The 12,429-nt window shown below is 68.2% G+C and carries 15 protein-coding genes; 12 read left to right on the top strand and 3 right to left on the bottom strand.

Annotated elements, in window-relative coordinates; all coding sequences use genetic code 11:
- Positions 1-20 precede the first annotated feature (20 nt).
- From INP57_RS06825 to INP57_RS06810, 4 genes are all read left to right on the top strand, one after another.
- Positions 21-1,085 carry a thiolase family protein gene (locus INP57_RS06825; protein WP_200069165.1) on the top strand — a complete coding sequence of 355 codons (1,065 nt, stop codon included), beginning with the start codon at positions 21-23 and terminating at the stop codon, positions 1,083-1,085.
- Positions 1,082-2,251: a thiolase family protein gene (locus INP57_RS06820; RefSeq protein WP_200069164.1), complete on the top strand. Its 1,170-nt coding sequence runs from the start codon at positions 1,082-1,084 to the stop codon at positions 2,249-2,251. Before INP57_RS06825 ends, INP57_RS06820 begins: the two co-directional genes overlap by 4 nt.
- Positions 2,251-3,120: a TIGR03619 family F420-dependent LLM class oxidoreductase gene (locus tag INP57_RS06815; protein ID WP_200069163.1), complete on the top strand. Its 870-nt coding sequence runs from the start codon at positions 2,251-2,253 to the stop codon at positions 3,118-3,120. Before INP57_RS06820 ends, INP57_RS06815 begins: the two co-directional genes overlap by 1 nt.
- 260 nt (positions 3,121-3,380) lie before the next feature.
- Positions 3,381-3,821, top strand: a complete 441-nt coding sequence (locus tag INP57_RS06810; RefSeq protein ID WP_200069162.1) for a nuclear transport factor 2 family protein — start codon at positions 3,381-3,383, stop codon at positions 3,819-3,821.
- A gap of 66 nt (positions 3,822-3,887) precedes the next feature.
- On the opposite strand, the gene INP57_RS06805 is transcribed toward INP57_RS06810, so the two are convergent.
- Positions 3,888-5,114, bottom strand: coding sequence for a cytochrome P450 (locus INP57_RS06805; protein ID WP_200069161.1), 1,227 nt, complete (start codon positions 5,112-5,114; stop codon positions 3,888-3,890).
- Positions 5,115-5,347: 233 nt separating this feature from the next.
- Between INP57_RS06805 and INP57_RS06800 the strand changes: the two genes are divergently transcribed.
- Together INP57_RS06800 and INP57_RS06795 are read left to right on the top strand one after the other, a co-directional pair.
- Entirely contained in the window at positions 5,348-6,508 is a 1,161-nt protein-coding gene (locus INP57_RS06800; RefSeq protein WP_200069160.1) for a steroid 3-ketoacyl-CoA thiolase, read from the top strand.
- A gap of 3 nt (positions 6,509-6,511) precedes the next feature.
- Complete coding sequence (locus INP57_RS06795) at positions 6,512-8,101, top strand: FadD3 family acyl-CoA ligase (RefSeq protein ID WP_307849937.1); 1,590 nt, start codon at positions 6,512-6,514, stop codon at positions 8,099-8,101.
- 67 nt (positions 8,102-8,168) lie between these two features.
- Here INP57_RS06795 and INP57_RS06790 read toward each other — a convergent pair whose 3' ends face one another.
- Positions 8,169-8,366 (bottom strand): hypothetical protein, encoded by a 198-nt coding sequence (locus tag INP57_RS06790; RefSeq protein ID WP_200069159.1) that lies wholly within the window; start codon positions 8,364-8,366, stop codon positions 8,169-8,171.
- 75 nt (positions 8,367-8,441) lie between these two features.
- On the opposite strand from INP57_RS06790, the gene INP57_RS06785 reads away from it, so the two are divergent.
- From INP57_RS06785 to INP57_RS06760, 6 genes are all read left to right on the top strand, one after another.
- Entirely contained in the window at positions 8,442-9,032 is a 591-nt protein-coding gene (locus INP57_RS06785; protein ID WP_200069158.1) for a DUF5753 domain-containing protein, read from the top strand.
- The gene (locus INP57_RS06780) at positions 9,025-9,201 is read left to right on the top strand and encodes a DUF397 domain-containing protein (RefSeq protein ID WP_200069157.1); all 177 of its coding nucleotides are present in this window, start codon (positions 9,025-9,027) and stop codon (positions 9,199-9,201) included. The genes INP57_RS06785 and INP57_RS06780 overlap by 8 nt, the downstream gene beginning before the upstream one ends.
- A gap of 193 nt (positions 9,202-9,394) precedes the next feature.
- Positions 9,395-9,547 carry a hypothetical protein gene (locus INP57_RS06775; RefSeq protein ID WP_200069156.1) on the top strand — a complete coding sequence of 51 codons (153 nt, stop codon included), beginning with the start codon at positions 9,395-9,397 and terminating at the stop codon, positions 9,545-9,547.
- Positions 9,547-10,179, top strand: coding sequence for a scabin-related ADP-ribosyltransferase (locus tag INP57_RS06770; protein WP_233626977.1), 633 nt, complete (start codon positions 9,547-9,549; stop codon positions 10,177-10,179). The genes INP57_RS06775 and INP57_RS06770 overlap by 1 nt, the downstream gene beginning before the upstream one ends.
- Entirely contained in the window at positions 10,176-10,850 is a 675-nt protein-coding gene (locus INP57_RS06765; protein WP_233626976.1) for a hypothetical protein, read from the top strand. Before INP57_RS06770 ends, INP57_RS06765 begins: the two co-directional genes overlap by 4 nt.
- Positions 10,851-11,014: 164 nt before the next feature.
- Positions 11,015-11,752: a class I SAM-dependent methyltransferase gene (locus INP57_RS06760; RefSeq protein WP_200069154.1), complete on the top strand. Its 738-nt coding sequence runs from the start codon at positions 11,015-11,017 to the stop codon at positions 11,750-11,752.
- A gap of 123 nt (positions 11,753-11,875) precedes the next feature.
- Here INP57_RS06760 and hsaB read toward each other — a convergent pair whose 3' ends face one another.
- A complete protein-coding gene (gene hsaB, locus INP57_RS06755) occupies positions 11,876-12,427 on the bottom strand; it encodes a 3-hydroxy-9,10-secoandrosta-1,3,5(10)-triene-9,17-dione monooxygenase reductase subunit (RefSeq protein WP_374220917.1) in 552 nt (183 codons plus the stop codon).
- Positions 12,428-12,429 lie beyond the last annotated feature (2 nt).

Below are 12,429 nucleotides of genomic sequence, written 5' to 3'. Positions count from 1 at the left end.
GACATCGGGAAGGAGCGCGCATGGCCGACAACGATGTCGCCGTCGTCGGATTCGCCCAGGCGCCGAACGTCCGCGCCACCGACGGCACCACCAACGGCGTCGAGATGCTGGTGCCGGTGTTCGAGCAGGTTCTCGCGGACACCGGAATGTCCAACAAGGACGTCGGGTTCTGGTGCTCCGGCTCGTCGGACTACATGGCCGGTCGCGCGTTCTCGTTCCTCGCGGCCATCGACGCGATCGGCGCCTTCCCACCGATCAACGAGTCGCACGTGGAGATGGACGCCGCGTGGGCGCTCTACGAGGCGTGGGTGAAGATCCGCACCGGCGAGGTGGACACCGCGCTGGTGTACGGCTTCGGCAAGGCCTCGGCGGGTGACCTGCGGCGCACGCTCGCGATGCAGCTGGACCCGTACTTCGTCGCGCCGCTGTGGCCGGATTCGGTCGGTGTCGCGGGATTGCAGGCCCGGCTCGGCCTGGAATCCGGGCGGTTCACCGAACGGCAAATGGCCGAAGTGGCGGCCCGATCCCGGGCCGATGCCAGGAAGAACCCCAACGCGCAGTTGTCGGGCGAGGTCGAAACCGCCGACCTGCTCCGCGAGCCGTACCTGGCGGATCCGCTGCGCAAGCACGACTGCGCCCCGATCACCGACGGAGCCTCCGCGATCGTGCTGGCCGGCGCGCGCCGCGCCCGCGACCTCTGCGACCGTCCCGCGTGGATCACCGGCCTGGAACACCGCATCGAATCCGCTCACCTGGGCATTCGCGACCTCACCACCTCGGAGTCGACCGCAGGCGCGGCGCGCGCGGCCGGTACGGCGGAGGTCGAGGTCGCCGAGCTGCACGCACCGTTCACCCACCAGGAACTCCTGCTGCGGGAGGCGATCGGGCTCGGCGACGACGTGCGCGTGAACCCCTCCGGTGGCGCGTTGTGCGGCAACCCGATGTTCTCGGCCGGACTCTCCCGGATCGGCGAAGCCGCGAGCCGGGTTTGGGACGGCGCGGCTCGGAAAGTGCTCGGACACGCCACCAGCGGCCCCGCGCTGCAGCAGAACCTCGTGTGCGTGATGGAAGGCGGGAATCGATGAGCAAGCAGCACACCGCCGTACTCGGCACCGGGCAGACCAAGCACGCCAGCCGCCGCACCGACGTCTCGATGGCCGGGCTCTGCCGCGAAGCGGTGGACCGCGCCATGGCCGACGCGGGCGTGGACTGGCAGGACATCGACGTGGTCGTGGTCGGCAAGGCCCCGGATCTGTTCGAGGGCGTCATGATGCCCGAGCTGATGCTCGCCGATGCGTTGGGCGCCAACGGAAAACCGCTGATGCGGGTGCACACCGCCGGTTCCGTCGGCGGCTCCACCGCGAACGTCGCGGCGAGCCTGGTGCAGGGCGGCGTGCACCGCCGGGTGCTGGCGGTCTCGTTCGAGAAGCAGTCCGAGTCGAACGCGATGTGGGCGCTGTCGATCTCACCGCCGTTCAACATGCCGGTCGGCGCGGGCGCGGGCGGCTACTTCGCGCCGCACGTGCGCTCCTACATCCGCCGTTCCGGCGCGCCGGAGCACGTCGGGGCGATGGTCGCGGTGAAGGATCGGCTCAACGGCAGCAAGAATCCCTACGCGCACGTGCGCAAATCGGATCTGACGGTCGAGTCGGTGATGGGTTCGCAGATGCTGTGGGACCCGATCCGCTACGACGAGACCTGTCCGTCCTCGGACGGCGCCTGCGCGATCGTGCTCGGCGACGAGACCGCCGCCCGCGACGCGGCGGCACCGGTCGCGTGGGTGCACGCGACCTCGATGCGCACCGAGCCCATCACCTTCTCCGGCCGCGACCAGGTGAGTCCGCAGGCGGGCAAGGACGCCGCCACCGCGCTGTGGAAGGAGGCGGGAATCACCGACCCGCTGTCCGAAGTGGATGTCGCGGAGATCTACGTGCCGTTCTCCTGGTTCGAGCCGATGTGGCTGGAGAACCTGGGGTTCGCCGCGGAAGGCGACGGCTGGCGGCTGACCGAGTCCGGTGCCACCGCGATCGACGGTCGGCTGCCGGTGAATCCTTCCGGCGGCGTGCTCTCCTCGAATCCGATCGGCGCCTCCGGCATGCTGCGCTTCGCCGAAGCCGCCAAGCAAGTAATGAAGCGCGCCGGGGACAACCAGGTCGACGGCGCGCGCACCGCGGTGGGGCACGCCTACGGCGGCGGTTCGCAGTACTTCTCGATGTGGGTCGTCGGTTCGGATCGGCCGGGTGAGCGCTGATGAAGTTCACGTTGTCGGTGGCCATGTGCCCGCTGGAAGAGCTCACCGAACTCGCCCGAACCGCCGAGCAGGCCGGATTCTCGGCCATCGCGCTGCCGGATTCCCTGTTCTACTCCGAAGATGTCGCTGCCGACTACCCGTACACCGCGGACGGCAAGCGGATGTGGAACGCGGAGACCCCGTGGGTCGATCCGCTCGTGGCCGCGGGCGCGATGGGCGCGGTGACCGAGCGGATCCGGTTCTACACCTCGGTGCTCAAGCTCGGTCCGCGCAATCCGGTGCTGCTGTCCCGGCAGGTCGCCTCGGCCGCCCGGCTGACCGGCGACCGCTTCGGGCTCGGGATCGGCATCGGCTGGACCCCGGAGGAGTTCGAGTGGTGCGGTGCGCCGTTCGAGCACCGCGGGCCGCGGGTGGACGAGGCGATCGACGTGCTGCGGCTGATCCTCGGCGGCGGAATGGTGGAGCACCACGGGGAGTTCTTCGACTTCGACCGGCTTCAGATGTCGCCGGCACCGGCCGAGCGGGTGCCGATCTACATCGGCGGGCACAGCAAGCGGGCCTTGCGCCGCGCCGCGCTGCGCGGCGACGGGTGGGCTTCGGCGATGATGAGCCTGGATCAGCTGCGCGAGACGATCGACCGGCTCACCGAGCTGCGCACCGAATTCGGGCGCGCGGCGGAACCTTTCGAGATCCAGGCGGTGTGCGTAGACCGCTTCGGCTTGGACGGCTACCGGGAGCAGGCCGACATCGGCGTCACCGACGCCATCACGGTCCCGTGGCTGTTGGACGGCCACCCCTTCGACGCGGATCTCCAGGCCAAGAAGGACTCCATAGCCCGCTTCGGCGAAAAGATCATCGCCCAGCTCTGACCGCCGCTCCCATGGGAGTCCGGCGCGCGGCCGACACTCCCGGACGCCACCCGATCAGCGCATCTTCCCCCGGAGTGAACGGACCGTTCGACCAATCTAGTGGGACGAGCGGTCCGTTCACTCGGATCGATTCACCGGATCGGGCTAGGCGCAGGCATGTCGGCGCAGCGCGTCAGTTTCCGGAGTGAACGGACCGTTTGACCAATCTAGTCGGACGAGCGGTCCGTTCACTTGGATCAATCCGCGTACGAGGAGGAACCATGCACCCCGATGTCGTCTGGACCGCCACCAAGGACGCCCAACCCGCCAGGCAAGCCGCGCTCGCCTCGATGGATGCCGTGGTGCGCGGCGCGAAAGCCGAATGGCTCGAGCTGTTCGCGCCGGACGCGGTGATCCAGGACCCGGTCGGCAAGTCCCCGCTGGACCCGGAAGGCAACGGCCACCACGGCAGGCCCGGGATCGAAGGCTTCTGGGACAACACGATTTCCACGGCCGCACGCCTGGAATTCCACATCCACGAGTCCTTCGCGGCGGGCGACGAGGTCGCCAACGTCGGCTTCATCCGCACCCACCTGCCGGACGGCTCGATCATGGACGCCGAGGGCGTGTTCATCTACCAAGTGGACGGCGACGGCAAACTCCGCTCCATGCGGGCCTTCTGGGAGTTCGAGCGGGCGATGGCCACGCTGCGGCAGGGCTGACCCGGCGAAGCCGATCCAACGAAAAGCGCGGCACCGGAACTCCCGGTGCCGCGCTTTCGCTTCGCCTCAGCGGTACTTGACCTGGAACTCCTTGATCCCGTTGAGCCAGCCCGAACGCAGCCGCCGCGGCTCACCGGCCTTGGTGATGTCCGGCATCTGCTCCGCGATCGCCTGGAAGATCAGGTCGATCTCCAGCTTCGCCAGATTGGCCCCGAGGCAGTAATGCGCGCCAGTCCCACCGAACCCGACGTGCGGATTCGGGTCCCGGGTGATGTCGAACTTCTCCGGCGAGTCGAAGACCTCCGGGTCGAAGTTCGCCGAGCTGTAGAACATCGCGACCCGCTGGCCCTCCTTGATCGGCACCCCGCGCAGCTCGGTGTCCGCGAGCGCGGTGCGCTGGAAGGACATCACCGGAGTCGCCCACCGCACGATCTCGTCGGCGGCGGTCGATGGCCGTTCGGCCTTGTAGTGCTCCCACTGCTGCGGGTTCTCCAGCAAGGCGCGCATGCCGTGGGTGATCGCGTTGCGCGTGGTCTCGTTGCCCGCAACGGCCAGCAGCAGCACGAAGAACCCGAACTCGTCGTCGGTGAGCGCGTGCCCGTCGACGTCGGCCTGCACCAGTTTCGTGACGATGTCGTCCATCGGACAACCGCGGCGCTGCTCGGCCATGTTCATGCTGTAACCGAGCAGTTCGGTCGCCGCGGTGACCGGCTCGATCTCGTACTCCGGGTCGTCGTAGGACACCATCTGGTTGGACCAGTCGAAGATGTCCTTGCGGTGCTCCTGCGGGATGCCCAGCAGTTCCGCGATCGCCTGCAGCGGCAGCTCGCACGCGACGTCGGTGACGAAGTCCCCGGTCTCGCCGGCCAGCGCGGTGCTGACGACCTTCTCGGCCCGCTCGTTGAGCGCGTCCCGCAGGTTGTTGATCGCCCTCGGGGTGAAGCCGCGGGAGACGATGCCGCGCAGCTTGGTGTGCTCCGGCGGGTCCATGTTCAGCAGGATCAGCCGCTGCATCTCGATCTGATCGCGGCTCATCTCGTCGTTGAAGCGGGTGATCGCGGTGTTCTTCCAGGAGGAGAACACGTCGCTGCGGCGGGACACCTCCCGGACGTCCGCGTGCTTGCTGACCACCCAGTAGCCGTCGTCGTCGTACCCGGCCTTCCCGTGCGGCAGCGGGTTCCACCACACCGGGGCGGTCCGGCGGAGTTCGGCGAACTCCTCCATCGGCACTCGGTGGGCGTAGAGGTCTGGGTCGGTGAAGTCGAAGCCGGCGGGGATGCGGGGCGCGACCACGGCAACCTCCTGCGGTCGGATCCACGGGATCTCAGTGAGAACTTGTTCTATGTGAACGGAACCACAGTGATCTCGAAAAGTAAACCCGTGTAACCAGCGCCGAGCGTCGGCATATTGCCGCTGACAACGGAAGATCGTCCGCGGACGCGCAGGCACCCGCGCGGAGCCTTGCCGTCCGAGAGAACACGTTCTACATTCCTGGTCGAGTCCGTTCACACCGAGGGGAGACGACGGTGGGCTATCCGGTGATCGTGGACGCGGCGCGCACGCCGATCGGCAAGCGGCGGGGCGAGCTGTCCGGCTTGCATCCCGCGGAGATCCTCGGCGGCGCGCAGCGCGGCCTGCTGGAACGCGCCGGGCTCGGCGCCGAGAACGTCGAGCAGGTGATCGGCGGCTGCGTCACGCAGGCGAGCGAGCAGGCGGGCAACATCACCCGCACCGCGTGGCTGCACTCCGGCCTGCCCGAGCAGACCGGCTGCACCACGATCGACTCGCAGTGCGGTTCGGCGCAGCAGTCCACGCATCTGATCGCGGGGCTGATCAGCGCGGACGCCATCGACTTCGGCCTCGCCTGCGGCGTGGAGGCGATGAGCCGGGTGCCGCTGGGCGCCAACATCGGCGAATCCGGCCGGCCCAGGCCGGAATCCTGGGACATCGACATGCCGAACCAGTACTCGGCGGCCGACCGGATCGCCGGGCGCCGCGGGCTGAGCCGCGCCGACATCGACCGCTTCGGCCTGCGTTCGCAGCAACGCGCCCGCGCCGCCTGGGACGAAGGCAGGTTCGAGCGCGAAGTGCTGCCGACCCGCGCGCCGGTGCTGGACGCCGACGGGGCGCCCACCGGTGAAACCCGGCTGGTGACTCGGGATCAGGGGTTGCGCGACACCAGCGAAGAAAAGCTCGCCGCGCTCAAGCCGGTCCTCGACGACGGCCTGCACACCGCGGGCACGGCCTCGCAGATCTCGGACGGCGCGGCCGCGGTGCTGCTCGCTGATTCCGATCGTGCCAAGGCTTTCGGGCTGCGGCCGCGGGCGCGGATCGTCGCGCAGTGCCTCGTCGGGGCGGAGCCCTACTACCACCTGGACGGCCCGGTCCAGGCGACCAACCGGGTGCTGGAACGCAGCGGGATGAAGATCGGCGACATCGACGTGTTCGAGGTGAACGAGGCGTTCGCTTCGGTGGTGCTGTCCTGGGCCTCGGTGCACCAGCCCGACATGGACCGGGTCAACGTCAACGGCGGTGCGATCGCCCTCGGCCACCCGGTGGGCAGCACGGGTGCCCGGCTGATCACCACCGCACTGCACGAGCTGGAGCGCCGCGACGCCACGACCGCGCTGGTCACGATGTGCGCGGGTGGGGCGCTGTCCACCGGCACCATCATCGAGCGGATCTGAGGCGTGGCGGCCCCCGGCACGATCCCCGCCGCGCTCGCGCGCGCGGCCGAGCGGTTCCGCGACGAGGAGGCGCTGGTCGACCACTCGGGCGGCCGCGAAGTGCGGCTGACCTACCGCGAGCTGCACGAGCGGGTTCGCGGGCTGGCGCGGTTCTTCCTCGCCGAGGGTGTCTCGCCGGGTGATCGGGTGGCGCTCAACTCGCCCAACACGCATCACTGGGTCATCGCGGCATTGGCCGCGCTGCACATCGGCGCGGTCGTCACGCCGATCAACACCCGGTTCACCGCCGTGGAGACGCGGGACGTGCTGGCGCGCAGCGGTGCGCGAGTGCTGGTCGTGGCGGGGATCTTCCTCGGCCGCGACCGGCTCGCCGAACTGCGGGAGTCCGAAGAGGACGGTCTGCGAGGTCTGCCGTCGCTGCGCACCGTCCTGCGGTTACCGGTGGAATCGGCCGAGCCGTCGGTGGCGGATTGTCACGACTGGGCGGATTTCGCCGACCGCGCGAGTTCGGTGCCGATCGAGCGGGTGGACGAGGCCGCGGAATCGGTGGACGCGGGCGATGTGAGCGACATGCTCTACACATCAGGCACGACCGGCCGCAGCAAAGGAGTGCTCAGCACGCACCGGCAGGCGCTCGCGGTCGCCGACGCCTGGGCCACCTGCGGCGAACTGGACCGGACGGATCGCTACCTGGTGGTGAACCCGTTCTTCCACAGTTTCGGCTACAAGGCGGGGATCCTGGTGTGCCTGCTGCGCGGGGCGACGATCGTGCCGGTGCCGGTCTTCGACACGCACGCGGTGCTCGGCCTGGTGCATCGGGAGCGGATCACCGTGCTGCCGGGGCCTCCCACGATCTACCAGTCCATTTTGGACGAACCGGCGCGGAGTGCGCACGACCTTTCCAGCCTCCGCCTCGCGGTCACCGGTGCCGCGTCCGTGCCGGTGGTGCTGGTCGAGCGGATGCAGCGGGAGCTGAGCTTCGACACGGTGCTGACCGCCTACGGGCTCACCGAAGCCGTGGTCGCCACGATGTGCCGGCCCGATGACGACGACCAGACCGTGGCGAGCACGTGCGGACGCCCGACCTCGGACTTCGAGCTGCGCATCGCCGATCCTTCGGGCGCCTCGCTGCCTGCCGGGTCGGTGGGCGAGGTGCTGTTGCGCGGGCCGAACACGATGCTCGGCTACCGCGACGAGCCCGAGCAGACCCGCAGCGCCATCGACGCGGACGGCTGGCTGCACACCGGCGACCTCGGCCGGGTCGACGAGCACGGGCGGCTCACCATCACCGACCGGCTCAAGGACATGTACATCTGCGGCGGCTTCAACGTCTATCCGGCCGAGGTGGAGCAAGCAGTGGCCAGGCTCGACGGGGTCGCGGAGAACGCCGTGGTCGGCACCGGCGACGCGCGCCTCGGCGAGGTCGGCAAGGTCTACGTGGTGCCCCGGCCCGGCCACGAGCTGACCGAACGCGAGGTCCTGGAGTTCTGCCGCGAACGCCTGGCGAACTACAAGGTGCCCCGCCACGTCGAGTTCCGCGCGAGCCTCCCCCGCAACCCCAGCGGCAAGGTCCTCAAGCACGAGCTGCGCTGAGCCACGCACCCCCGCGCTTTCCGAGCGAACGGACCGTTCGACCAATCTAGCGGGACGAACAGGCCGTTCACCCGGGGAGAAGTGAGCGGAGCGCGAGTTCGCGGGTGCACGCCATGCAGGGCATTCCGAGCAGGTCTGAGATCAGTTCGGTATCAGCGCTTGGCAGCCGCAGGTCGCAGAGCGCGTGGAAGTCGCCGTTCGGCAACGGCATCGCGATGTGCACCACGCGTTTGGTTTCGCCGACGACGCCCGAGCGGTAGCGCACGCGTGCCGGATATTCCGGGGCGTTCGCGGGTGTGCAGCTCGGTTCTGCTCGCTGATCCGACCGAGCTGGCTCACCGTGGGCACGGCCGGAATCCCGCAACAGCTGGCGGGCGCGATCGAGTGTGAACGCGCGGCTTCGGCGATCACCGAGTGGTCGCCGATGGGCGTGCCGGGCTTGTTGCAGACGGCCGACTACACCCGCGCGATCTTGGAACAAGTCGACCTGCCCGGCCATGAGCTGGACGCACGGACCATGGCCCGCGCGGGTCGTGATGAGGTGCTGCTCAGACGAGAGCCCGCGTCGTTCGAGGCACTGATCAGCGAAGCCGTCGTGCACGAGCCGATCGGTTCCGCGCGCATCATGAGCGCTCAAATCACGCACCTAACCGAAATGGCCCGACAACCGAACATCACGGTCCGGGTTATCCCTCTGCAAGTGGGGTGGCACCCAGGATGGGCAGGCCCATTCGTCGTCTACGACTTCGCGAACGTACCCGCTGTCGTGCACTTCGAGCACTATAGTTCCGGAGCATTCGTCCCGGACCAACACGATGTTGGCGAATACCGCAAAGCACTGGTCAAGATGCGTGATTTCGCCTTGAGCTCGTCCGACTCGGTAGACTACTTCACGAAAGCCCGGAAGAAGTGGGAGACGGCAGATGAGTGAGATGCGCTGGCAGAAGTCTAGCTACACCAACCCGAACGGCAATTGCGTCGAGCTGTCCGACCCCCGCGGCCAGATCCGCGACTCCAAAGATCCGAACGGACCCACGCTGAACGTGCACATCCCTGAATTCCTCAACGCTGTGAAGAACGGCCGCTACGACCCGAAGTAGCCAGCCCGAACAGTTCTCCTGGACCACGCAGCGCGGGTGGCACCCGGCCACCCGCGCGGAGTGCGGCACGTCGAGTGCGCGGCGCCACCTGCTCGGCCGCCCACGTGATGCGTACTTCTACGCTCCCCGCTCCTTATCGGTGTTCGATACCGTCCGTCCTGATCCACACGCAAAGATCAGGGGAGGATCTCGCGTGAACGTCCGCATCGATCCGACGACGCTGGCGGCCTTGGCCGGAGACCTCGAAGGCCCTAACGACAACCTCGCGAACACCGAGCCCAGAAGCCGCTACCGGCAGCGCCGCGCTGCGCGCCGACCACGGCTCTCGCTGCGCCGGGGCCGATGATGGCCGTCGAGTCCCGGGTGCTGAGTTTCTCGGGAACGTTGGAACAGCAGCCCTCGCCCGACACTCCTGCCACGGCCGACGAACCGGCATCCGACCTGATCACCGCACTGACCCGATTCTTCCAAGGAATCGGCCGGATGGACGCGGTGCTGGATGTTTTCCGCGCCGACGCGAATGCGCTGTGGCGGGCGGTCGGCGAGCGGGACGTGCAGGAGTACTTCCAGGAGGGAATCCACCCGAGGAACCGGGACGCCGGTGCGGGTATCGAGAGCTTGGACGGACACGTGGCCGGCAACACCGCAGGCGGCCGCTTCGTGTCCACATCGGACAGCCTGGAGCACGTTCTCCAGCGAGGACAGAAGCATCCCGACACCTACGGCGTGATCCTCAAAATTCGCAGCGGCGGGGGTATCGACACGGACGCCACCCTGCACGAACACCTAGCCAATAGCCGGTATCCGTACCAAAGCCATGGCGAACGAGAAATCCTGCTCAAAGATGGGGCGCACAACTCGATCATCGAAGGTGCGCACCGACCCACCGCCTTCGACACCGCGGGCAAACCGACAGCTTACGAGTGGATTCCCAACCCGAACTTCAACCCGGACATGTTGCGAAAGGGTGCACGATGACTCTGGACCGAGACTCGCTCCTCGGCCCGTTTCCGTTGCCGGAGGTGGACGAAGCCATGCGCGAGCGCGCGCGGCGTCTGGCCGGCTCCGAGCGGTGGCTGACGATCGAGGACCCGGGCGCCCCACCTGAGCAGCCGGAGAAGACCAGGCTTCAAGGTGTCTACGAGATCGACGACGCGGGCGAGCTGACCGGCAACTTCAAAATCAACTACTTCTATCGGCCATCTGCGCAGGTCGCCGGAATGCCGATGGATATCATCGTGGAACACAAATTGTGGCTCGCCCTGAACGGCTACCACGTGGCGAGGTTTCTCGTGGACACGTTGGACCGGGCGGAACTGGCGCTCTACGCCGAGCACTCCGGAGACACCCGTCTCCTGGTCACGCGAGACAACTACGGTCAGCCGATACTGCCCGCGTTCACCAGCTCCCGACTCCTGCCGACGAGCTGGACGCACCACCATGTCGTCCCCGGCTGGACCATCATGGATCAGTTCGGCGACGGGCCGGTGTTCTTGGACCTCAACCCCGGAACACCGCTCGCGCTGAAAATTTTGATTCGCGACCTCGCGGGTCTGCTGACCGATCGCAACAAAGAGGGTCGCAAAATGGGTCCGATCGAATTCGACAGCGACTACGGGCCGATCTTGCCAGGCAGGGAAGGAGAATGACTGGTGCACCACGGCCTGAGCCTGCCGTCTTGAGTTGATCAGCCTGATGCTCGGGTAGCACCGGCAACCCGCGCGGTCGAGATCGTCAGGTGTCGAAGTGGTAGCCGAGACAGTGGCGCCCGGGAGTGTTTCGGGCCGCGAGCTTGGTCAGGCAGCCTGTCGGGATGAGTTCGACATCGCTTCCTGACGCCCTGAACCGCGCCCTCCCGCTGCTCACGGAGAAACCGGACTCCCCAGAGGCACCCCACGGCTACCTCGACCTGCTCGGAGAAGCCCAAGGCAGCCCGCAGGAGAAGAAGGCGGCGATCTGGTCCTCGCAGGCCGTTTCCGCGGTCTACGACTACGGCCAGTCGCTCGTCCGCACGGTCGCGACCACGCTTCCCGCCTCGGCGACCCGGCTTCCCGATGGCGCGCGGGTGCTCGACGTCGGATGCGGGCCCGGGAACATCACCGGCAAGCTCGGCCGCGTGGTGGGGCCGGACGGGCTCGCCCTCGGCGTGGACATCTCCGCTGCGATGCTGGAACGCGCCGTGCAAGCAGAAGACGCGCCGCAGGTCGGTTTCCTGCGTGCCGATGCTTGCCGGCTTCCGTTCCACGACGGCAGTTTCGACGCGGTGACCAGCATCGCCGCGGTGCACAACACTCCTGAGCCGCTGACCGTGCTGAGCGAGCTCGCCCGCGTGCTCGCACCGGGCGCACGCCTGACCGTCCTCGTGCTGGCCACGGGCGGCCTGTTCGATCAGGGAGCGAGCCTGATCGAGCACCTCACGAGTCGGTTCCCCAGGCCCAACGCGGTGCGCCCGGAACAGGTCGCCGAAGTGCTGCACGCATCAGGAGTGGCGACCGTGCACACGCACCGCAACGGCTCCCTGCTGTGGGTCGACGCGCTCAAGCAGCAGTAGCCCAACGGAGCTCGGAGGCGCGTTCACCGGCCCGCGGCCGGAAGTTCGGGCCTGACGGCCGGTGATCCGCTCCGCGGAGCGCTCGCCCTCGAGCGGGTCGCAAGGCAACCGCGCGCGGAAGGCTCACATCCAATCGTCGTGGCACGGCCACGTGAGGAAGTCCTCCAGGCCCTCAGCGCGCGTCAGACGTTCCACGTTCGCGTAGGAGCCCTGGTAGAACAGCAGCGGCGAGTCCTCATCGGACTCTCCCAAGGAGTTCACCCGGCCGATCACGACGTAGTGGTCCCCGGCCTCGTGCACGGTCTCGACCGTGCAGTCGATCCAGGCGAGAACGCCTTCCAGCACCGGAGAACCCGACGGCGCAGGCCGCCACGGCGCCTCGGCGAACTTGTCCGCGCCGCCGCGGCCGAACACCGAACTCACCGCTTGTTGGGGCTGCGCAAGGACATTGACGCAGAAGCTGCCGGAAGCGGCCAGCAGCGGCCAGGTGCGCGAGCTCTTGCCGGGGCAGAACAGCACCAGCGGCGGATCCAGCGACAACGCCGCGAACGACTGGCAGGTGAAGCCGACCGGCTGCGCGCCGTCCAGCCCGGCGATCACCGTGACGCCGGTGCAGAACCGCCCGAGCACCCGCCGGAAATCGTGCTGATCCACCTCGGCGGCTGGTGCGGACACCG

The sequence above is a fragment of the Saccharopolyspora galaxeae genome (genome assembly GCF_016526145.1).
Classification (GTDB): Bacteria; Actinomycetota; Actinomycetes; order Mycobacteriales; family Pseudonocardiaceae; genus Saccharopolyspora_C; species Saccharopolyspora_C galaxeae.
The sequence above is the reverse complement of the archived record's forward strand: the minus strand, read 5'-3'. Positions and strand labels throughout refer to the sequence as shown.

What these genes read in the sequence shown, in the direction of transcription:
- INP57_RS06825 (WP_200069165.1), top strand. Translation starts at nt 21, where the DNA reads ATGGCCGACAACGATGTCGCCGTCGTCGGATTCGCCCAGGCGCCGAAC.
- INP57_RS06820 (WP_200069164.1), top strand. Translation starts at nt 1,082, where the DNA reads ATGAGCAAGCAGCACACCGCCGTACTCGGCACCGGGCAGACCAAGCAC.
- INP57_RS06815 (WP_200069163.1), top strand. Translation starts at nt 2,251, where the DNA reads ATGAAGTTCACGTTGTCGGTGGCCATGTGCCCGCTGGAAGAGCTCACC.
- INP57_RS06810 (WP_200069162.1), top strand. Translation starts at nt 3,381, where the DNA reads ATGCACCCCGATGTCGTCTGGACCGCCACCAAGGACGCCCAACCCGCC.
- INP57_RS06780 (WP_200069157.1), top strand. Translation starts at nt 9,025, where the DNA reads ATGAGTGAGATGCGCTGGCAGAAGTCTAGCTACACCAACCCGAACGGC.
- INP57_RS06770 (WP_233626977.1), top strand. Translation starts at nt 9,547, where the DNA reads ATGGCCGTCGAGTCCCGGGTGCTGAGTTTCTCGGGAACGTTGGAACAG.
- INP57_RS06765 (WP_233626976.1), top strand. Translation starts at nt 10,176, where the DNA reads ATGACTCTGGACCGAGACTCGCTCCTCGGCCCGTTTCCGTTGCCGGAG.
- INP57_RS06760 (WP_200069154.1), top strand. Translation starts at nt 11,015, where the DNA reads ATGAGTTCGACATCGCTTCCTGACGCCCTGAACCGCGCCCTCCCGCTG.